The sequence below is a fragment of the Nocardioides sp. BP30 genome, assembly GCF_029873215.1.
Taxonomy (GTDB): Bacteria; Actinomycetota; Actinomycetes; order Propionibacteriales; family Nocardioidaceae; genus Nocardioides.
The window spans coordinates 1,532,300-1,552,893 of sequence record NZ_CP123620.1 but is presented as its reverse complement, the minus strand read 5'-3'; the positions used below and the strand labels follow the sequence as shown (position 1 = coordinate 1,552,893).

General features: G+C 71.1%; 19 protein-coding genes. 4 read left to right on the top strand and 15 right to left on the bottom strand.

Features of this window, described 5'->3' with window-relative positions:
* Positions 1–70: 70 nt before the first annotated feature.
* The 13 genes from efeB to ilvD all read right to left on the bottom strand — a co-directional run bounded on the left by efeB (position 71) and on the right by ilvD (position 13,877).
* Complete coding sequence (efeB, locus tag P5P86_RS07275; RefSeq protein ID WP_280610651.1) at positions 71–1,333, bottom strand: iron uptake transporter deferrochelatase/peroxidase subunit; 1,263 nt, start codon at positions 1,331–1,333, stop codon at positions 71–73.
* The gene (efeO, locus tag P5P86_RS07270) at positions 1,333–2,574 is read right to left on the bottom strand and encodes an iron uptake system protein EfeO (protein ID WP_280610650.1); all 1,242 of its coding nucleotides are present in this window, start codon (positions 2,572–2,574) and stop codon (positions 1,333–1,335) included. The genes efeB and efeO overlap by 1 nt, the downstream gene beginning before the upstream one ends.
* The gene (gene efeU / locus P5P86_RS07265) at positions 2,555–4,060 is read right to left on the bottom strand and encodes an iron uptake transporter permease EfeU (protein WP_280610649.1); all 1,506 of its coding nucleotides are present in this window, start codon (positions 4,058–4,060) and stop codon (positions 2,555–2,557) included. Before efeU ends, efeO begins: the two co-directional genes overlap by 20 nt.
* Positions 4,061–4,233: 173 nt before the next feature.
* Positions 4,234–4,941, bottom strand: coding sequence for a DsbA family oxidoreductase (locus P5P86_RS07260; RefSeq protein WP_280610648.1), 708 nt, complete (start codon positions 4,939–4,941; stop codon positions 4,234–4,236).
* Positions 4,942–5,012: 71 nt separating this feature from the next.
* Positions 5,013–6,038 (bottom strand): ketol-acid reductoisomerase, encoded by a 1,026-nt coding sequence (gene ilvC, locus P5P86_RS07255; protein ID WP_280610647.1) that lies wholly within the window; start codon positions 6,036–6,038, stop codon positions 5,013–5,015.
* 61 nt (positions 6,039–6,099) lie between these two features.
* Positions 6,100–6,648 carry an acetolactate synthase small subunit gene (gene ilvN, locus P5P86_RS07250; RefSeq protein WP_280610646.1) on the bottom strand — a complete coding sequence of 183 codons (549 nt, stop codon included), beginning with the start codon at positions 6,646–6,648 and terminating at the stop codon, positions 6,100–6,102.
* Positions 6,649–6,700: 52 nt separating this feature from the next.
* Entirely contained in the window at positions 6,701–8,467 is a 1,767-nt protein-coding gene (locus tag P5P86_RS07245; protein ID WP_280610645.1) for an acetolactate synthase large subunit, read from the bottom strand.
* Between the two features lie 246 nt (positions 8,468–8,713).
* Positions 8,714–9,397, bottom strand: coding sequence for a 4a-hydroxytetrahydrobiopterin dehydratase (locus P5P86_RS07240; protein ID WP_280610643.1), 684 nt, complete (start codon positions 9,395–9,397; stop codon positions 8,714–8,716).
* Positions 9,394–9,810: a VOC family protein gene (locus tag P5P86_RS07235; RefSeq protein ID WP_280610642.1), complete on the bottom strand. Its 417-nt coding sequence runs from the start codon at positions 9,808–9,810 to the stop codon at positions 9,394–9,396. The genes P5P86_RS07240 and P5P86_RS07235 overlap by 4 nt, the downstream gene beginning before the upstream one ends.
* Before the next feature lie 45 nt (positions 9,811–9,855).
* A complete protein-coding gene (locus P5P86_RS07230) occupies positions 9,856–10,575 on the bottom strand; it encodes a GNAT family N-acetyltransferase (RefSeq protein ID WP_280610641.1) in 720 nt (239 codons plus the stop codon).
* Positions 10,568–10,882, bottom strand: coding sequence for a hypothetical protein (locus P5P86_RS07225; RefSeq protein WP_280610640.1), 315 nt, complete (start codon positions 10,880–10,882; stop codon positions 10,568–10,570). The genes P5P86_RS07230 and P5P86_RS07225 overlap by 8 nt, the downstream gene beginning before the upstream one ends.
* Positions 10,883–10,966: 84 nt before the next feature.
* Positions 10,967–11,986, bottom strand: a complete 1,020-nt coding sequence (locus P5P86_RS07220; protein WP_280610639.1) for an FUSC family protein — start codon at positions 11,984–11,986, stop codon at positions 10,967–10,969.
* Between the two features lie 43 nt (positions 11,987–12,029).
* Positions 12,030–13,877 (bottom strand): dihydroxy-acid dehydratase, encoded by a 1,848-nt coding sequence (ilvD, locus tag P5P86_RS07215; protein WP_280610638.1) that lies wholly within the window; start codon positions 13,875–13,877, stop codon positions 12,030–12,032.
* A gap of 158 nt (positions 13,878–14,035) precedes the next feature.
* Here ilvD and P5P86_RS07210 point away from each other — a divergent pair, with 158 nt between their 5' ends.
* On the top strand, positions 14,036–14,785 hold the full coding sequence (locus tag P5P86_RS07210) for an HAD family hydrolase (protein WP_280611219.1): 750 nt from the start codon (positions 14,036–14,038) through the stop codon (positions 14,783–14,785).
* Positions 14,782–17,373, top strand: coding sequence for a glycoside hydrolase family 65 protein (locus P5P86_RS07205; RefSeq protein ID WP_280610637.1), 2,592 nt, complete (start codon positions 14,782–14,784; stop codon positions 17,371–17,373). Before P5P86_RS07210 ends, P5P86_RS07205 begins: the two co-directional genes overlap by 4 nt.
* Before the next feature lie 22 nt (positions 17,374–17,395).
* On the opposite strand, the gene P5P86_RS07200 is transcribed toward P5P86_RS07205, so the two are convergent.
* Positions 17,396–18,478, bottom strand: a complete 1,083-nt coding sequence (locus P5P86_RS07200) for a WD40/YVTN/BNR-like repeat-containing protein (protein ID WP_280610636.1) — start codon at positions 18,476–18,478, stop codon at positions 17,396–17,398.
* An 18-nt stretch (positions 18,479–18,496) separates the two neighbouring features.
* Between P5P86_RS07200 and P5P86_RS07195 the strand changes: the two genes are divergently transcribed.
* Together P5P86_RS07195 and P5P86_RS07190 are read left to right on the top strand one after the other, a co-directional pair.
* Positions 18,497–19,372: an EamA family transporter gene (locus tag P5P86_RS07195; protein ID WP_280610635.1), complete on the top strand. Its 876-nt coding sequence runs from the start codon at positions 18,497–18,499 to the stop codon at positions 19,370–19,372.
* A gap of 143 nt (positions 19,373–19,515) precedes the next feature.
* Positions 19,516–19,785, top strand: a complete 270-nt coding sequence (locus tag P5P86_RS07190; protein WP_280610634.1) for a hypothetical protein — start codon at positions 19,516–19,518, stop codon at positions 19,783–19,785.
* Here the strand turns inward: P5P86_RS07190 and P5P86_RS07185 are convergent.
* Complete coding sequence (locus tag P5P86_RS07185) at positions 19,775–20,569, bottom strand: ECF transporter S component (RefSeq protein ID WP_446724925.1); 795 nt, start codon at positions 20,567–20,569, stop codon at positions 19,775–19,777. The genes P5P86_RS07190 and P5P86_RS07185 overlap by 11 nt on opposite strands.
* Between the last annotated feature and the right edge of the window lie 25 nt (positions 20,570–20,594).

Here is a 20,594-nt window from a genome sequence, read left to right as displayed (position 1 = left end):
CCCCCGGTGGCGAGCCCGGTGCCGACCGGGATGCCCTTCACTTGCACCCCGGCCGGCGGTCGGTGACCGCCTAGGCGAAGAGTGCGTCGCCTAGGAACTGGCCCTGGCTCGGCGCCGGCGGAACGGCGAAGACGCCCGAGCCGATGTGGGCGATGTATTCGTTCAGCTTGTCCGAGCCACCCAGCTTCGTCTGCAGCTTGATGAAGCTGGCCGGGTCGTTCATGTAGGCGATGAACAGCAGGCCTGCGTCGAGGAAGCCGAGCTCGTTGATGCCGTCGGTGTAGTTGTAGCCGCGTCGCAGGATCCGGATCCCGCCGTTGTTCTCCGGTGCGGCGAGCGCGACGTGCGAGGTCGGCGGGATCACCGGCTTGCCGCCCACGACCTTGTCGAAATCGGGGGTGTCGAACTCCTTCTTCCCCGACAGCGGCGCACCCACGCCCTTGGTGCGTCCGAAGACCTGCTCCTGGCTGCCGATGTCGGAGGAGTCCCAGATCTCGATGTTCATCTGGATCTTGCGGGCCACCAGGTAGGTGCCGTCGCGCATCCACGCCTGCTCGCCGTCACTGCCGTCCAGCCAGACGTGCTCGGCGATCTCGGCCGGCTCCTTGACGTTGCGGGTGCCGTCCTTGAAGCCCATCAGGTTGCGGGGCGTGCTCTGGCCCTTGCCCGCCGAGGCGCGGCCGAAGCCCATCACCGTCCAGCGGGTGTTCACCGTGCCGCGGCCCAGTCGGGCCAGGTCGCGGATGGCGTGGTAGGCGACCTGGGGGTCGTCGGCACAGGCCTGCAGGGAGAGGTCGCCACCGGTCAGCTCCGGACGGAGCCGGTCGCTGGGCAGCGTCGGCAGGTCGGCGAGCAGCTTGGGCTTCTTCTCGGCCAGGCCGAACCGGTCGTCGAAGACGCCGGGGCCCAGACCGAGGGTCACCGTCAGCCCGGCCGGCGCCAGGTCGTAGGCCTCCCCGGTGTCGGCCGGTACGCCGGAGGCGTTGGTCGGCTGGACCGACCCGACGGGCAACCCGGCCTGGAGCTGGGCGATCCCCGCCGACCAGCGGGCGAGCAGCACCTGCAGGTCCTGCTTGCTGGTGGTGGTCAGATCGAAGGTCATGAAGACCGTGTGCCGCTGCTGCGGCGTCTCGATCCCGGCCTGGTGCGCACCGGTGTAGAAGGCGTGCTGCAGGTTGAGGTCGACCAGGTCCCCGTCGTCGGTGGCCGGTACGTCGGTGCCATCGGCGCTCGCGCGTCCACCCAAGAACCCGGCGCCGACAGCGGCGACCGCACCGGCTCCGACGCCGGCGCCCTGGATCAGCCGCCGGCGGGACGTGCTGAGCCCACTCATCAGGCGGTGGCCACCTTCTCCGCCAGGTGCGCCAGCGAGTCCTGCAGCGCCTGGACGGTCTGGCTGAGCTTGTTCGCGTCGGACTTCTTCAGGGCGGCGGTGTAGCGCTTGTAGCCGCCGATCTGCGCCGGGTCGCGGTAGGTGTCGAGCATGGTGTTGACGGTGTCGAAGCGCTGACCGATCGTGCTGGTCAGGGTCGCGTCGAGGGCCGTCAGGCCCGGCTTGAGGTAGGCGAAGGCCTGCTGAGCGCCCTCGACGTTGGCGGCGAAGTCGACCAGGTCGATGTGGCTGTACTTCTCCTCCTCGCCGCTGATCTTGTTGGCCTGGACCTCCTCGAGCAGGCCGGCGGCGCCGTTCGCGAGGTCCTCGGGCTTGTAGGTCAGGGTGGTGGAGAGGGTGGCGAGCTTCTGCAGGTTGGCGGTCAGCTCAGCGGCCAGCTGCTTGGTCTTCGCGGTGATCTTGCGGTTCCCGAAGAGGTCGCGCTCGACGGCGTGGAAGCCGTGCCAGCCCACGGCCGGGTCGAGGTTGGAGGCGCGCATGTCGACCAGGTAGTCGAGGTTGCCCTTGTTGTCGGTCGGCTTGAACCCCGGCAGCACGAAGCCGTCGACGTCGGACTCGATCTTCTCGTAGAACGGTCGCGCCTCGCCGTACTGCTTCTGCGCGGCGGTGAGGTCGCCGGCGTCGACGTCCTGCTGCAGCTTCCGCACCGAGGCGACCATCGCGTCGACCTGGGTGGTGACGTACTTGCCGTAGTCGCCGGCGCCCTGCGCGAGCAGGGTGGCGGCGCTGCCGCTCGGGGTGGCGCTGGCCTGACCGGTGACCTTGAAGTCGATCGTCTCGGTCGCGGCACCGGGGCAGTAGATCTGGTAGGTGCCGCCGCCGAGGGTCAGCGTGAACGACGAGGCCGGCAGGCCGGGCGCCAGCGACTCCTTCTCGCCGATGATCTTCTGGTCCTGGAGCAGCTCGAGCTCGGTGAGGCCGGTGGCGCTCTCGTTCTTGACCGAGAAGGTCACCGGACCGGCCGGGACCGACGTCGTCGAGGGGGTGCAGACGTCGCCGTTCGAGCCCGAGGCCATCGTGATGGCCACCTCGCTGACGCCGTTCTTCACCGCGGCGGTGGTGGCGCCGCCACCCTTCCCGGCGTCCGCGGCGTCGTCGTTGCCGCTGCCACAGGCGGCGAGCGAGGCGAGCGAGATCGCGGCGACGAGGCTGACGGCGGCCCTACGTGAGGCTGTCGACATGGGTGGTTCCTTCCGTGACGGATGCCCGCTGCGCCCGACGGGACGCGCGGCGTTTGGTGCGGACGACCTGCCCGAGCAGGAGAAGAGCGGTGGCCAGCAGGGCGACCGGGACCCAACGGGTCCAGAGGAGTCGGTCGTGCGCCGTGGCGTGCGCGGCCGCGACGGCAGCACCCGCCTTCTCGGCGTACGCCGGGTCGACCTGCCAGCTGGCCGGGTCGAGGGTCATCACCCGCGGCGAGGTGAGGCCGCCGCCGCTGAGGGTGAGCACCAGCGAGCCGGCCGTGCGGGCGTCGACGAGGCGATCGCCGTACGTGGTGGCCGTGACGCTGGTGTGGTCCGCCCACGCCGCCTGGTAGGGCCCGGGGGCGGAGTGGACGTCGAGACCGACCGGGACGCGGTTGCCGGTGTAGGTCAGCAGGGTGGTGATGTCGAGCGTGCTCGGCCGTGCACCGCTGTGTGCGGCGGACCAGCTGGTGCCGTCGCCGTGCAGCTCGATGCTCTTGCCGTCGGCGGCGAGCACGGCGGTGTCGCCGTGGATCGCGATGCTGGCCTCACCGCCGCCCTGCAGCGGAGCCGTCGCCGGCAGGGTGGCCTTCGGCGTCGGTACGGCGAGGACCAGCACGACCGCTGCAACGACAGCCACGGCGGCGCCGGCGACCCGCAGGCGCTGGGCCAGTCCGTGCCCCGGCCGCAGCCGCGCGGGCAGGAAGGTGATCAGCAGCATCGGCACCAGGTAGGCGACCCAGGCGAGCACCTCGATGACGCGCGGGTCCCGCGGGATGCCCAGGACGCCGCTGAAGAGCGCGGAGCGGATCGAGCCGGCGGGCGCGAGCCAGGTGAGGTCGACGGTGCGGCCCTGACCGACGCTCACCCAGCCGGCCTCGTGGCCGGTGCGGAACGCGTTGAGCACCAGCCCCGCCGCCACCAGGATCAGGAAGAAGCCGGTGATGGAGAAGAATCGCTGCAGGTTGAGCCGGACGCCGCCGCGGTACATCCCCCAGCCGAGGACGACCGCGGCCAGGATGCCGGCGACGGCGCCGAAGACGGCGGACGGCGCGCTGCCGGCGCTCTGGAAGGTGGCCAGCAGGAACACCGCGGTCTCGAAGCCCTCCCGCAGCACCGCCAGGAAGGCCATCAGCGCCAGCGCGGCGGTCGTCCCCGAGGTGAGCGCACCGGCGGCCGCCGCCTCCAGGTCGCGCTTCATGAAGCGGGCGTGGGTGCGCATCCAGAAGACCATGCCGGTCACGAAGAACACCGCGACCAGGCCGATGATCGTCTCCATCGCCTCCTGCTTGGCCTGCGGGAGGCTCCGCTCGACCGCATCGAGGATCACGCCGACGGCGAGGCTGAGCGCCACGCCCGCACCCACGCCCAGCCACAGCCCGCGCAGGCTCGCGCCGTTGCGGCGCAGGAAGGTCGCGAGGATCGAGACGATCAGCGCGGCTTCGAGCCCCTCGCGGAGGCCGATGACGAAGGTGGGGAGCACAGGTCTTCGTTTCGCTCGGGAGCGGCCTCGCCACTCAGGTGTGCCTTACTTAGGTGAGGCTACCTTAGGAGAGACTTACCTGCACAGGGGGCTGTGACAGTCATCGCACCCGGCGAGTCGGCGACCAGGATCCGGTCAGCCTGTGGCCAGGCAGGCTGGGGCCCACCGCACGCTCAGATCGCGCATCCGTCCGGGCCGCAGACGTCCGCTCCCCCGCCGAAGGTCTCCACCAGTGGGTGGCTGTCGGCCCACGCCTTGTCCAGCACCTGACCGAAGAGCTCGGCCGGCTGGGCGCCGGACACGCCGTACTTCTCGTCGATGACGTAGAACGGCACGCCTGTCGCGCCGTAGCGTGCGGCCTGGGCGACATCGGCCGCCACGGCGTCGTCGTACTCCTGCGAGCCGAGCACCTCGCCCACCCGCTGGGCGTCCAGGCCCACCGAGGTGGCCAGACGCAGGAGCAGGGCGGGATCCGCGACGTTGCCGGCCTGGACGAAGTAGGTGTCCAGGAGCGCCTCCTTGAGTGCCCCCTGCTGCGCCGGGCCACCCTCCTCCAGCGCGAGGTGGAGCAGTCGGTGGGCGGCACGGGTGCGCACGTGCACGGAGTGCTCGTGGTCCCAGGTCATGCCCTCCTCGGCCGCCAGGGCGCTGACCCGCTGCTGCATCTCGGCGGCCTGCTCGCGGCCGACTCCGAACTTGCGCGCGAGCATCTCCTGAGCGGTCTCGACCGGCTGCTCGGGCGCGTCCGGCATCAGCTCGAAGGAGTGCCAGACCACCTCGACCTCGTCGCGGTGCGGGAAGGCGGCGAGCGCGGACTCGAGCCGCCGCTTGCCGACGTAGCACCAGGGGCAGGCGATGTCGGACCAGATGTCGATGCGCATGGAAGACGAAGCGCCCGGCGCCCCTCCCGTATTCCGGGAGAGGCGCAGGGCGCGTGTGCGGGTGCTGGGGCTCAGCGCGCGGCGGAGCCCTCGGTGTAGTCCGCGTCCGACTGCTTCCAGGAGAAGTGCGAGCGCAGCAGCTTGCCGGTGACCTCGATCGGGTGCTGGGCCTCCTTCTCGCGCAGCTCGAGGAACTCCTTGCCGCCGTTGTCCTGGTCGGCGATGAAGCGCTTGGCGAAGGTGCCGTCCTGGATGTCGGACAGGATCGCCTGCATCGACTCCTTGACCGCCGGGGTGACGACGCGCGGGCCGGAGACGTAGTCGCCGTACTCGGCGGTGTCGGAGACCGACCAGCGCTGCTTGGCGATGCCGCCCTCCCACATGAGGTCGACGATGAGCTTGAGTTCGTGGAGGACCTCGAAGTAGGCGATCTCCGGCTGGTAGCCGGCCTCGGTCAGGGTCTCGAAGCCCGCCTGGACGAGGTGCGAGACGCCACCGCAGAGGACCGCCTGCTCACCGAACAGGTCGGTCTCGGTCTCCTCGGTGAAGGTGGTCTTGATGACGCCGGCACGGGTGCCGCCGATGCCCTTGGCGTAGGACTTGGCGACGTCCCAGGCCTGCCCGGAGGCGTCCTGCTCGACGGCGATGATGTCCGGGATGCCGCGGCCGGCGACGTACTCGCGACGCACGGTGTGGCCGGGGGCCTTCGGGGCCACCATGATCACGTCGACGCCCTCGGGCGGGGTGATGTAGCCGAAGCGGATGTTGAAGCCGTGCCCGAAGACCAGCGTCTTGCCCGGGGTCACGTGGGCGGCGAGCTCGTTGCTGAACAGACCGCGCTGGTGCTGGTCGGGGGCGAGGATGACGATGACGTCGGCCTCGGCGGCGGCGTCGGCCGGGGTGAGGACGCGGAAGCCCTCGTCCTCCGCCTTGGCCGTGCTCTTCGAGCCGGGCTGCAGGCCGATGCGGACGTCGACGCCCGAGTCGCGCAGGTTCAGCGCGTGGGCGTGGCCCTGGCTGCCGTATCCGATGACCGCGACCTTCTTGCCCTGGATCAGGCTCAGGTCGGCGTCGTCGTCGTAGTAGATCTCAGCCACGGGGGCTACTCCTTCTTGGGTGTTCTTCTCAGGGATCGATGGGGTTCGAGGGGTACGTCGCTCAGCCCGCGGCCGGCGGCGCGGGGGTCACGACCGGGCGCAGGGAGCGCTCGGAGATGGAGCGCGGACCACGGCCGATGGCGACCATGCCGGACTGCACCAGCTCGCGGATGCCGAACGGCTCGACGACCCGCAGGAAGTCGGCGAGCTTGCCGGCGTTGCCGATCACCTGGATGGTGACCGCGTCGGTCGCCACGTCGACGACCTTGGCCTTGAACAGCTGCACGGCGTCGAGCACCTGGCTGCGGCTCTCGGCGGAGGCGCCCACCTTGACCAGCAGCAGCTCGCGCTGCACGGAGGCGTCGGGCTCGAGCTCGACGATCTTGATCACCTCGACCAGCTTGTTCAGCTGCTTGGTGACCTGCTCCAGCGGGGTGTCCTCCACATTGACCACGATGGTCATCCGCGAGATCTCGGCGTGCTCGGTGGGACCCACCGCCAGGCTGTCGATGTTGAACATCCGGCGGCTGAACAGCGCCGCGATCCGGGCGAGGACGCCGGGCTTGTTCTCGACCAGGACGCTGAGGGTGTGCTTGCCGTCGGCGCCCATCAGCGGTGCCCCCGGTCGAAGCGGAGCGCGGTGCGGGATGCAAGGGGGTGGTTCACAAGTCGTCCTTGTCGAACTTCGGCGCGAGGTCGCGCGCGTACTGGATGGCGTCGTTGCTGGAGCCGGCGGCGACCATCGGCCACACCATGGCGTTCTTGTGCACCCGGAAGTCGACGACGACCGGCACGTCGTCGATCGCCATCGCCTTCTCGATGGTCGCGTCCACGTCGTCGGCGCTCTCGCAGGAGAGACCCACGCAGCCGTAGGCGTCGGCGAGCTTGACGAAGTCGGGGATGCGCCGGACCGTGCCCGCGCCGCCGCCGTGCTTCTGCAGGTTCGTGTTGGAGTAGCGCTCGTTGTAGAACAGCGTCTGCCACTGCCGCACCATGCCGAGGTTGTCGTTGTTGATCACCGCGACCTTGATCGGGATGCCCTCGATCGCGCAGGTGGCCAGCTCCTGATTGGTCATCTGGAAGCAGCCGTCGCCGTCGATGGACCACACCGTGGTGTCGGGGCAGCCGACCTTGGCCCCCATCGCGGCAGGGACCGAGTAGCCCATCGTCCCCAGGCCGCCGGAGTTGATCCAGGTGTTGGGCCGCTCGTAGCCGATGAACTGGGCCGCCCACATCTGGTGCTGGCCCACACCACTGGTGTAGATCGCGTCGGGACCGACGATCTGGCCGAGCCGCTGGATCACGTACTGCGGCGCGAGGCCGCCCAGGGCGTCGTCGTAGCCCAGCGGGTAGGCCTTCTTCACGCCTGCACAGAAGGCGATCCACGACTCGTAGTCGCCCTCCTTGCCCGCCGCCCGCTCCTGCTCCAGGACCGTCAGGAGGTCCAGCAGCACCTCGCGGATGTCCCCCACGATCGGCACGTCGGCGCGCCGGTTCTTGCCGATCTCGGCAGGATCGATGTCGGCGTGGATGACCAGCGCATGGGGCGCGAAGCTGGCCAGCTGACCGGTCACGCGGTCGTCGAAGCGCGCGCCGAGGCTGATGATCAGATCGCTCTTCTGCAGGCCGGCCACCGCCGCGACGGTGCCGTGCATGCCGGGCATGCCCAGGTGCTGCGGGTGGCTGTCCGGGAAGGCGCCGCGGGCCATCAACGTGGTGACCACCGGGATGCCGGTCAGGTCGGCGAGCCTGCGCAGCTCGGCCGAGGCGCCGCTGCGGATGGTGCCACCGCCGACGTAGAGCACCGGCTTCTTCGAGGCCAGGATCAGGCGCACGGCCTCGCGGATCTGCTTGGCGTGCGGCTTGGTCACCGGCCGGTATCCCGGCAGCTGCAGCTCGGAGGGCCAGCGGAAGGAGGTCTGCGACTGCAGCGCCGACTTGGTGACGTCGACCAGGACCGGGCCGGGGCGCCCGGTGGAGGCGATGTGGAACGCCTCGGCGATCTTCTGCGGGATGTCGGCCGCGTCGGTGACCAGGAAGTTGTGCTTGGTGATCGGCATCGTGATGCCGCGGATGTCGGCCTCCTGGAAGGCGTCGGTGCCGATCAGGTCGGTGCCGACCTGACCGGTGACGGCGACCATGGGGACCGAGTCCATGTGAGCGTCGGCGATCGGCGTGACCAGGTTGGTGGCGCCCGGCCCGCTGGTGGCCATGCAGACGCCGACCCGCCCGGTCGCGGCGGCATAGCCCTGGGCGGCGTGGCCCGCGCCCTGCTCGTGGCGTACGAGGATGTGGCGGATCGTCGAATCCATCAGCGGGTCGTACGCCGGCAGGATCGCACCGCCCGGGATGCCGAAGATGTTCTCGACCCCCGCGGCCTCCAGCGACTTCACCAGGCTCTGCGCCCCGGTGATCGTCTGCTCGCTCATCTCTCGTTCCTCATCTGTCTTCCACTCGGGCTGTTGCTCAGCGTGCCCCGTACAAACAAAAACCCTCCGGCCCGAAGGCAGCGGAGGGAGACGCGTCGACCGGTGGATCGGTCAGGCGCGTCGCGTGCGTACAAGAATGCTGTGCAGCATGCCTCCACGGTAGCCGGTCGCCGAGCTCCCGTCATCCGAGTCTCTCGCGCGTCCCACCATCTGGGATGAGCATCCCAGATGGTGGAGAACGCGTCGTCAGGGGGTCGTCCAGTCACGGCCCTCGACGGTGCAGATGCAGACCCGGTTGCCCTGGGGATCGGCGAGCACCCAGAACCGTGGCGCCCGCTCGTCGCTGACCAGCGTGCCACCGGCGGCGATCGCCGCGTCGATCCGGGCTCGTGCCTCGTCCACCGGCACCCAGACGTCGGGATGGAAGCGCTGCCGCGGCGTCTCGTGCTCCTCGGTGTCCTGGAACCAGAGCGTCGGACCGCCTCGACCTGCCGGGTCGCTGATCTCCCCCTCGCGGTGTGCGTCGCCGTAACCCAGGACCGCTCGCCAGAACGGCAGCACCTCGGCATCGGCCCAGGTGTCCAGACCCCACTCCACCAGCAGCAGCGCCCGGGGCTCGGGATGAGCGCCCGCCGCGCCGGCGGCAGCACTCACCGACCGGGCGAGCCGCAGGTCGCGCCGGGTGACACCGCCGACGTCGTGGCTGGAGAGCCGGACCTCGACGTAGCCCCAACCGAGGAGGAGGTCGGGATGGTGGTCGGCCTCCTCGGCCAGCTGCCCGATCGCGGCGGCGAGCTGCTGGGCAGCGGCGAAGTCGGCGACGCGGTAGCGCGCCAGCACCTGGCCGGGCAGGTGCCGGAAGTCATCGGGCAGGCCGGCGGCGATCTCCTCGCCGCTGAGCCGCTGCTTGTCCTGCGCGGGAACACTCATGGCAACACCACCTCTCCGATCGGTCCGGGGTTGTAGGCGATCTCCCATCGGTAGCCATCGGGGTCGGCGAAGTAACCGGTGTAGCCACCCCAGTCCCGCTCCTGACCGCCGCTGAGCGGACCCGCGCCGATTTCCTCGGCCCGCAGCAGGATGCCGTCGACCTCCTCGCGGGTCGCCACGTTGTGCGCCAGCGTGATCGGCGGCACGCCGTCGCCGCTCGCGATCGGGCCGACCTCCGCCTCGAAGGCGGCGCGGTCCCACAGACTGAGCATGAGCCGGGGACCGACCTGGATCATCAGCACCTCACCCTCGACGTACGTCGACGGGACCCAGCCCAGGCCACCGACGTAGAACGCATGGGTGCGGGCGACGTCGCCCACGGCCAGGGTCACGAAGCTGATCCGTTGGTCCATGTCCCCACTGTGACACCGACCCCTGACAAGGGAGCGAGCCCAGGGTCAGCGGGTCAGGTCGCTCAGGGCGACCAGCTGCCGACCGTCCGCGTCGAAGCTCGCCGGGTCGAGCCACCTCTCGTGCGCCGAGCGCACCGCCGGCCAGTCCTCGTCGATCACCGCGAACCAGTCGGTGTCGCGATTGCGGCCCTTGACCACCATGTGGTTGCGGAAGCGGCCCTCGTAGGCGAACCCCAGCCGCACGGCCGCTGTGCGCGAGGGCTCGTTGAGGCTGTCGCACTTCCACTCGAAGCGGCGGTAGCCCAGGTCGTCCAGCGCGTACCTCATGAGCAGGTGGATCGCCTCGGTGGCCGCCCTGGTGCGCTGCAGTGCGCGACCGAGCAGCACGCCGCCCACCTCCACCTGGCCGTACGCCGGCACGAGCCGCTGCAGGGACGCGATCCCGGCGGCACGGCCGGCGTACTCGCCCTCGCGCGGCAGGAAGGCGTAGGTCATCGAGGCGGGCTGATCGATCACTGCCGCCAGATGCATCCACAGCTCGGGCAGCGTCCGTGGCATCGACACCGGCCGATAGGTCCACAGGCCGCCGTCGTCGGGCCCGCAGACAGCTCCCAGGAGATCGGCGTAGTAGGCGGAGTGCAGAGGGACGACGGTGACGTAGCGCCCCTCCAGCGTCACCGGCTCCGGCTCGGGCCGCGGCGTCCAGTCGGGCAGCGCGCGGCCGACCGGCCGGCCGTGGTCGTCGAGGTCGGGCAGGTCAGGCACGCAGGCGAGCGTAGCCCTCGGCATCCTCCGGCGAGCACCGCTGGTGCACGAGCAGGTCGAGGACGCCGACCAGGCGCTCCGACCCGACCAGGTGCTCGAGGTCGGCCAGGATGACGGCGGCCGGGTCGGCCTGGCCGTCGGCGGTGTAGACGCCGGCGACGTGTCCGAGGTCAGGGTGGACGTGCTCCACCGCGGCGCGGCCCTCGGGCGTGTCCACGAGGGCGGCGAGCTGGTGGACTCGGGTGTGCAGGGCCTGGTCGCCCGCTGCCGGACGCAGGTGCTCGGTCAGCTGCTCGCTGGTGGTCATCTCGGTCTCCCTCCTGGCGGGGTCGCCGCCGCTGTGCCTGTGAGGTCGGCACCGCCGGCGGCTACCTGAGAGATAGATCACGTTTCAACCGATCGCATCGGGGCGCGGCCGCAGGAACCAGCCGACCGCCACCCCGACCGCCACCCCGATCACCGTCTCCGCAGCGCGGTCGGCGAGCAGCGTCCCGGTCGGAACCGGTCTGACCACGTTGCCCATCAACAGCGCCAGCGGCGTGATGAAGGTCAGGGCGAGCGCGTAGTTGCGGCCCACCACCAGCTCGGCGAGGGCCTGCAGCACGCCGACGGCGACGATCGCCGCCGCGCCGTGCAGATCGAACGAGAGCAGCGCCCAGGCCACCAGCAGCCCGAGCGCCGTGCCGACCAGGCGGTGCACGCCCCGGATGACCTGGGCGGGCAGCGCACGCGCCGCGAGCGGCACCACAGCACTCACCATCGCCCAGTAGGGCCGGCCGATGTCGAGGGCCTGGGCCAGGCTGCCCGCCACCAGGACGCCGAGGCCGGCGAGCAGGGCGTACCGACCGGCACCGGCGGTGGAGCCGCCGATCGGCACGGCGGCCTCCACGACCGCGCTGCGGCGTACTCTCCGGACCAGTGCGCCGAGGTTCCCGACAACTACCGCGAACGACGCCGAGGCGACGGCGACGAGGAGCGCTGGTACGACGTCGGCGAGCGTTCCGGGCACCGAGGCGACGGCCGCGATGCCGAACACCTGGAAGAGCGAGCCCGGCGGGTGCCACCCCTCGACAGCCGAGCGATAGGCGGCGGCGCTGGCCACCGCCGCCGCGACCGGCACCGCCAGCCAGCCGCGCTGGTCCGAGGCGGCGATCAGCGCGCCCACGGTGACGCATCCGACCATCCAGCCGCCGGCCACCAGTTGCAGCCGGACCCGCTGGGTGTCCACCCGCTCGCGCCCGTAGAGCGAGGTGAACGATCCGAACGCGGCGTACATCGTCCAGGACAGGTGGCCGGTGGCATCCAGCACCAGCAGCGGCACGAGGACCGAGATCGCCGCCCGCAGCGCGATCCGGTGGGCGCCGTTGCTGGGCCCGACGGCGACCAGGCTGCGCAGCACGTCCGCAGGCACGTGCTGCGCCTTCACCGGCCCGGGACGGTCCGACCGACCCGGCTCACTCCGGAACGCGGCGGTAGGCGCCGTCGGAGGCGGACGTCGCCATGGAGGCGTAGGCCCGCAGCGCCGCCGAGACCTTGCGTTCCCGATCGAGCGGCGTGTAGGGACGCTCGCGCTTCTCCTGGGCCGCGCGTCGCTGGTCGAGCACCAGGTCGTCGACCTCGAGCTCGATGCGGCGGTTCGGGATGTCGATCGAGATGGTGTCGCCGTCCTCGATCAGCGCGATCAGGCCACCCCCGGCCGCCTCCGGCGAGATGTGGCCGATCGAGAGGCCCGAGGTGCCACCGGAGAAGCGGCCGTCGGTGATCAGCGCGCACTTCTGGCCGAGGCCACGACCCTTGAGGAACGAGGTGGGGTAGAGCATCTCCTGCATGCCGGGGCCGCCCTTCGGGCCCTCGTAGCGGATGACCACCACGTGACCGGCCTCGACCTTCTTGGAGAGGATCCCCTGGACGGCGTCGTCCTGGGACTCGAAGACGATCGCGGTGCCGGTGAAGGTCCAGATCTCCTCGGGAACCCCGGCCGTCTTGACGACGCAGCCGTCCTCGGCGAGGTTGCCGTGCAGGATCGCCAGCCCGCCGTCGGCGGAGTAGGCGTGCTCGAGGTCGCGGATGCAGCCCTCGGCCGCATCCGTGTCGAGCGTGGCCCACCGGTTGTCGGTGGAGAACGCCTCGGTGGTGCGCACCCCGCCGGGAGCGGCGTGGAAGAGGTCGAGAGCCTGCTGGCTCGGGCTCTCGCCGCGGATGTCCCAGGCGCCCAGCCACTCCTCCACGGAGGCCGAGTGGACGGTGTGCACGTCCTCGTTGAGGACCCCGCCGCGACGCAGCTCACCCAGGAGTGCCGGGATGCCGCCGGCGCGGTGGACGTCCTCCATGTGGTACTTCGGGCTGTTGGGCGCGACCTTGCTCAGGCACGGCACCCGGCGCGAGATCGCGTCGATGTCGGCGACCTGGAAGTCGAGCTCGGCCTCGCGGGCCGCCGCCAGCAGGTGCAGCACGGTGTTCGTCGAGCCGCCCATCGCGACGTCGAGGGCGACAGCGTTCTCGAAGGCGGCGCGGGTGGCGATGTTGCGGGGCAGCACCGACTCGTCGTCGTCGTCGTAGTAGCGCTTCGCCAGCTCGACGACCAGTCGGCCGGCCTCCTCGAACAGAGCCCTGCGGGCGCTGTGGGTGGCCAGAGTGGAGCCGTTGCCCGGCAGCGAGAGGCCGATCGCCTCGGTGAGACAGTTCATCGAGTTGGCGGTGAACATGCCCGAGCAGGAGCCGCAGGTCGGACAGGCCGAGCGCTCGATGGTGTCCAGCAGCTCGTCGCTGACGGCGTCGTTGGCCGAGAGCGACATCGCGTCGACCAGGTCGAGCTTCTCGTGCACGATGCCCTCGATCGCGACGGTCTTGCCGGCCTCCATCGGGCCGCCCGAGACGAACACGACCGGGATGTTGAGCCGCAGCGCCGCCAGCAGCATGCCGGGGGTGATCTTGTCGCAGTTCGAGATGCACACCAGCGCGTCGGCGCAGTGCGCCTGCACCATGTACTCGACCGCGTCGGCGATCAGCTCACGACTCGGGAGCGAGTAGAGCATGCCGCCATGACCCATCGCGATGCCGTCGTCGACGGCGATCGTGTTGAATTCCTTGGCCACCCCACCGGCGGCCGCCACCTGCTCGGCGACGATCTTGCCGAGGTCGCGCAGGTGCACATGGCCGGGCACGAACTCGGTGAACGAGTTGGCGATGGCGATGATCGGCTTGCCGAAGTCGGAGTCGGTCATGCCGGTGGCGCGCCAGAGCGCGCGGGCACCGGCCATGTTGCGGCCCGAGGTCGAGGTGGCGGAGCGAAGGGTGGGCATGCCCTCCAGGTTACGCGCCCGATCCGACCCGCACGCGGGCGTCCTTCCCCTCGGACGCAGGGTGCGGCATGCGTCGGGCAGGTGACGAGGTCGTGACGAACCGTCGCCGCCCCTGGACGGGCAGCCGGGAGCAGGCCAGCCTTGGCTGCGTGGAGCCCCTGACCTGGGCGCGCTACGGCGCCGTCCTCTTCGACCTCGACGGCGTGGTGACGCCGACCGCCATCGTGCACATGCGAGCGTGGTCGGAGATGTTCAACGCCTACCTCCGCGAACACGCGCCCGACCAGCCGCCGTACGGCGAGAGCGACTACTTCGCCCACGTCGACGGCAAGCCTCGCTACGACGGCGTGCGCGACTTCCTCGCCTCGCGGGGCCTCTCGCTCCCCGAGGGCAGCAGCGACGACCCGCCCACCGCCGACACCGTGCGGGGGCTGGGCAACCGCAAGAACGACGCCTTCAACGCCGTGCTGGAGCGCGACGGCGTCCAGGCCTACCCCGGCTCGGTGGCGTTCCTGGACCACCTGCGCGAGCTGGCTGTACCGCTGGCTGTCGTCTCCTCCTCGGTCAACGCCCCGGCGGTGCTGGAGTCGGCGGGGCTGCTGGACCGCTTCGAGGTGGTGGTGAGCGGTGCGGTCGCCGAGGAGCACCACCTGGCCGGCAAGCCGGCTCCCGACACGTTCCTCTACGCCGCCCGCGAGCTGGGTTGCGATCCCGCCGACGCGGTGGTCCTCGAGGACGCGGTCTCCGGCGTACGGGCCGGCGCCGCGGGAGGCTTCGGGCTCGTCGTGGGCGTCGACCGCGGCGCCGGGCACGACCACCTCCGTGCCGCGGGCGCCGGGCTCGTCGTCGACGACCTCGCCGACCTCGTGCCCGAACCCGGCGAGACCGACCGTGAGGCACAGCGGTGAGGACCAACGTCGGCCCCGACCCCCTCGACCGCGGGCGCTTCCCCGCCGACCCGTGGCGGCTCGTCGAGACCGGGTACAACCCGGACGACCTCGGCGTGACCGAGACGCTGTTCGCGGTGGCCAACGGCTACCTCGGCATGCGCGGCAACGCCGAGGAGGGGCGGCCGTCGCACTCGCACGGCACCTACGTGAACGGGTTCCACGAGACCTGGCCGATCCGGCACGCCGAGTCCGCCTTCGGCTTCGCCCGCACCGGCCAGACGATCGTGAACGTCCCCGACGCCAAGGTGATGAAGATCTACGTCGACGACGAGCCGCTCACCTTCGGCACCGCCGACCTGGAGGAGTACGAGCGCTACCTCGACTTCCGCGACGGCATCCTGCGCCGCAACCTGGTGTGGCGGACGCCGTCGGGCAAGCGGGTGCGCATCGAGTCCACCCGGATGGTCTCGATGACCCAGCGCCACCTCGCCGTGATGACCCTCGACATCACCATGCTCACCGGCAGCGCCCCGGTGGTCATCTCCTCCCAGCTGATCAACCGGCAGGACGGTCGCGACGAGTACCAGCTCGCCACCCAGCTGCACGGCGACCAGGTCGACCCTCGCAAGGCTGCCGCCTTCGCCGAGCGGGTGCTGGTGCCGCAGCTGCACGAGGCGAGCGAGCGTCGGCTGATGCTCGGCTACCGCTGCGCCCGCTCGGGCATGACGATCGCCGTCGCGGCCGACCACCAGCTCCAGACCGTCGACAGCCACGAACAGATCACCCGTGCGGAGGAGGACCTCGCCAAGGTCGTCTACCGCGTCGACGCCACCGAGGGCACGCCGATGCGCGTCGAGAAGACCGTCACCTACCACACCTCCCGCGGGGTCTCGGTGCGCGAGCTGTCCGACCGCTGCGACCGGACGCTCGACCGCGCCCGGCGGCAGGGCGTCCCACGGCAGATGGAGGAGCAGCGCGGCTGGTTCGACACGTTCTGGGAGTCGGCCGACGTCCAGATCGGCGAGCCCGAGCCGACGTACGACGGAGCGGCGCGGGCGGCCGAGGAGCAGCGAGCGCTGCAGCAGGCGGTCCGCTTCAACCTCTTCAGCCTCGCCCAGGCCACCGCCCGGGCGGACGGCCTGGGGATCCCGGCCAAGGGGGTCACCGGCTCCGGCTACGAGGGCCACTACTTCTGGGACACCGAGATCTACGTCGTCCCCTTCCTGGCCTACACCCAGCCGGCGATCGCCCGCAACGTGCTCCACTTCCGCTCCGTGATGCTGCCCAAGGCCCGGGAGCGGGCACGGGAGATGGCGCAGAAGGGGGCGCTCTTCCCCTGGCGCACCATCAGCGGCGAGGAGGCGTCGGCGTACTACGCGGCGGGCACGGCGCAGGTGCACATCGACGCCGACGTCAGCTACGCCCTGATGAAGTACGTGCACGCCACCGGTGACGTGGGCTTCCTGGTCCGCGAGGGCATCGACATCCTGGTAGAGACCTCGCGGATGTGGGCCGACCTCGGCTTCTGGCGCCACAACGGCGATCCGACGTTCCACATCCACGGCGTGACCGGGCCGGACGAGTACACCACCGTGGTCAACAACAACCTGTTCACCAACGTGATGGCGCGTCACAACCTGGAGCAGGCCGTCGCATCGCTCGCCCTGATCCGCGAGCGCTTCCCCGCCGACTACCGCCGCGTGGTGGCCCGGCTGGGACTCACCGACGCCGAGGTCGAGGAGTGGGCCCGGTGCGCCGCCGGCATGCACATCCCCTACGACGAGGCGATCGGCATCCACCCGCAGGACGACTTCTTCCTCGACCGGGAGGTCTGGGACCTGCCCAACACGCCGATGTCGGTGCGGCCGCTGATGCTGCACTACCACCCGCTGGTCATCTACCGCTTCCAGGTGCTCAAGCAGGCCGACGTCGTCCTGGCCCTGTTCCTGCAGGGCGACCGCTTCACGCTGCAGGAGAAGCGCAAGGACTTCGAGTACTACGACCCGATCACCACCGGAGACTCCACGCTGTCGGCGGTGGTCCAGTCGATCGTCGCCTCCGAGGTCGGCTACCACGAGGCGGCGCTGCGCTACTTCCACGACGCCCTGTACGTCGACCTCGGCGACCTGCACGGCAACACCCCCGACGGCATGCACATCGCCTCGACCGGAGGCGTGTGGACGGCCCTGACGTTCGGCTTCGGGGGCATGCGTGACCACGGCGCCAGGCTCAGCTTCGATCCGCGATTGCCCGCGACCTGGTCCTCGCTGACCTTCCGGCTGCGATGGCGCGGCTCGCGGCTGGTCGTCGGCCTCACCCAGGACCAGCTCACCGTCACCGTCGTGGGCGAGGGTGAGGAGCCGGAGGTGCCGCTCACCGTCAGGGGCCAGGAGTACGTCGTCGCCCACGGCTCCCCGCTGTCGGTCTCGCTGGCCCACCACGGGCCGCGCGCGGACGGCTCCACCGACGACGAGGCGATCACCGGCGGCCAGCGGTCGGACGGCAGCACCATCACCTCGCAGGTGCCGGAGCCGATCCCGTTCCGGGAGATGTCGGAGACAGCGGAGGTACCGGTGGTCTACGACCCGGAGCAGCCGACGGTCTAGGGGCTGCGCGGCGTCGGCACGATCACGAGCGTGCGGCCCGCACCACCAGCACGTCCGGCAGGTCGGTGACCAGCTGCCGCCAGCTCTCCCCCTCGTCGGCCGAGCCCCAGATGGCGCCGTTGCGGGCGCCGAAGTAGAGCCCGACCGCTTCGGCGCCCTCGGGACCGTCGGTGCACATCGCGTCGCGCATGACAGCGACGAAGAAGTGGTCGGGAAGGCCGCTGGCCAACTGCTCCCAGGTCTCGCCGGCGTCCGTGGAGCGCCACACCCGTGCCTTGGCCTCCGGCGGGTAGCGGTGCTCGCCGGCCTGGATCGGGAAGACGTAGAGGGTGTCGCCGCGGCGCGGGTGCGCGACGACCGTGAAGCCGAAGTCGGCGGGCAGCCCCGCCGCGATCGAGGTCCAGGTGCCGCCCTCGTCGTCGGAGCGGTAGACCCCGCCGTGGTTCTGCAGGTAGAGCCGCTGCGGGCGCACCGCGTCCCGGGCGATCTTGTGGACGCACTGGCCGAACTCGGGGTACTGCTGTCCCTCGGGCAGGAACTCGGCGCGGATGCCGTTGTTGCGTGGCTCCCACGTCGCGCCGCCGTCGTGGGTCTGGTAGACGCCGCCGGTCGAGATGGCCACGGTGACCGAGTCCGGGTCGGTCGGGTGCGGCAGGATGGTGTGGAACGCCTGGCCGCCGAACCCGGCGGCCCACTGCGCACGGTGCGGGTGGTCCCACAGACCACGGACCAGCGCGAAGCTCTCCCCGCCGTCGGTGGAGCGGAACACCGCCCCCGGCTCGGTGCCCGCCCACACGGTGCGCTCGTCGGTCCCCGCTGCGAGCTGCCAGACCCGCGAGACGCTGGCATCCACGTCGTCGGGGAACTTCACCGACGCCTCCTGCCAGGTGGCACCGCCGTCGTCGCTGCGCCGTACCAGCGGACCGAGCCACAGGCTCGAACACGCGGCGAAGAGCCTCGTGCGGCCTGCACGGCGATCGACCAGCGCCGCGTAGACCTCCTCGACGTCGAAGTGCGGACCGTCGAACGCCCACGTCGTACGAGCGTCGTCGGACGTGCCCAGCCACAGACCCTTGCGGGTCCCGACCATCAGTGTCGTCTCCACACTTCCTAGGGTGATCCAGTGACCCAGCCCCTGTCAGCAGGCCGGACGGACAAGTCTGCGCCGTCCCCGGTGCTGCTGGTGGTGATCGGCATCGTGTCGGTGCAGTTCGGTGCCGGCATCGCCAAGTCGCTCTTCGACACCGTCGACCCGACCACCATCACCTGGCTGCGCCTGGCCACGTCCTCAGTGGCACTGCTCGCCTGGACGCGACCGCGGCTCGGTGGGCGCAGCCGCCGCGACTGGCTGGTCGTGCTCGGCTTCGGCGTCGCCCTGGGCACCATGAACTGGGCGATCTACCAGTCGTTCGCCCGGATCCCGCTGGGCATCGCCGTCACGCTGGAGTTCACCGGCCCGCTCGTCCTGGCGGTAGCGGGCTCGCGTCGGCTGCGCGATCTCGCCTGGGTGCTGCTGGCCGGGGTCGGGGTGCTGCTGCTGGGCCTCGAGCCGGGCGACCTGACGTGGAGCGGCGTCGGGTTCGCGCTGCTGGCCGGGGCCGCCTGGGCGTCGTACATCCTGCTGAGCCGGTCCACCGGTGCGCGCTGGCCCGGGATGGACGGCCTGGCGGTCGCCTCCACGGTCGCTGCCCTGCTGCTGACCCCGCTGGCGCTCGGTGGCCATGCCGCCGACCTGCAGCACACCCACGTGGTCCTGCTCGGTGCGCTCGTCGGGCTGCTGAGCTCGGTCATCCCCTACAGCTGCGAGCTCGTCGCGCTGCGCAGCCTGCGGCCGGCGATCTTCGGGATCCTGATGAGCCTGGAGCCGGCGGCGGCTGCGCTGGCGGGGCTGATCGTCCTGCAGGAGACGCTCTCGCTCGTGCAGTGGCTGGCGCTGGTGTGTGTGATCGTCGCGTCCGTCGGGGCGACCCGTGACTGGGGTGCCGAGCCGTCGGCCTGAGCGCTGCCTGACCGGCACCTGAGGCTTCGCCGCGGCGTCACCCACCGTTGAAATTTCAGTAGCCCGTGCGGTCTCCCGCAGCGGCCCGATCGCCCGTACGGTGGATCGCAACCCACCACCTGCACCACCCCTCGGGAGTTCGGATGTCACCGTTCCTCGTCCTGCCCCGTGCCCTGACCAAGCCACTGCGATGGCCGGCCGACTCGGTGCGCAGAGCCCGCCACAACGCCTACGCGGCCAACGCGGTCCTCGCCGTCCGTCGCGCCGAGCGCGAGGAGGTCGCGCGCTTCCTCGACGAGCACCGGCCCGACGTCCACGACCTCGGCCTCCACCGCCCGGCGAGCCGGGAGGTCGAGGAGCCGGTCGCGGTGCCCGAGCGGCGCGGCGCCGGCGACGGCGCCCTCAGGAGATGACCTCGCGCGCTGCCGAAGGTGACGTCTCGACGGTGCCGACGACCGTCGAGCGCCGCGACGCGCGGCGCAGGGTGGTGAGCACCGCCGGCCCGAGGACCACCACCGCGACAGCCGTGGTGATCGCCCGACCGGTGTCGAAGCTGCCGGTCGAGGTCAGCAGGGTGTAGCGCCCGAACGTGCCCAGGTTCGCCGGGAGCGAGGCCGTCGGGTCGAAGGAGAGGTTGCCGGTGTGTCCCGGCACCGCGACGCCGGTCAGCAGCGGCCAGCCCTGCAGGTTGAGCAGCAGGCCGTAGAGGTAGGAGGCGACCACGCCGTACGCCGCGAGCATCGCGATCTCAGGGCGTCCGCGCACCCGCCGCGGCAGCAGGCCGGCCCCCATGCCTACCCAGGCGGAGGCGAGCATCTGGTAGGGCAGCCACGGCCCGACACCAGCCGTCATCAGCGCGCTGGCGAACAGCGAGGTGCAGCCGAGAACGAATCCGAAGCCGGGGCCGAAGACCCGGCCGGCGAGCACCAGCAGGAAGAAGACCAGCTCGACGCCGGCGGTGCCGGCCGAGATCCCGCGCAGCACCGCGTTGACCGCGCTCAGCACCCCCAGGACCGCCAACACGCGTGGGTCCAGGCCACCCTCACCCAGCTCCGCGAGCACCACCGCGACGACGACCGGCAGCAGCAGCAGGAACACGAAGGGCGGCTGCACCGCTCCGCCGGCCCCGTCGCGACCGTGCACCAGCAGCGGCCAGCACAGCATCATCAGGCCGGCCGCGGAAGCGAGGCCGAGCACCACTGCCGAACGTAGCGAGACCCGG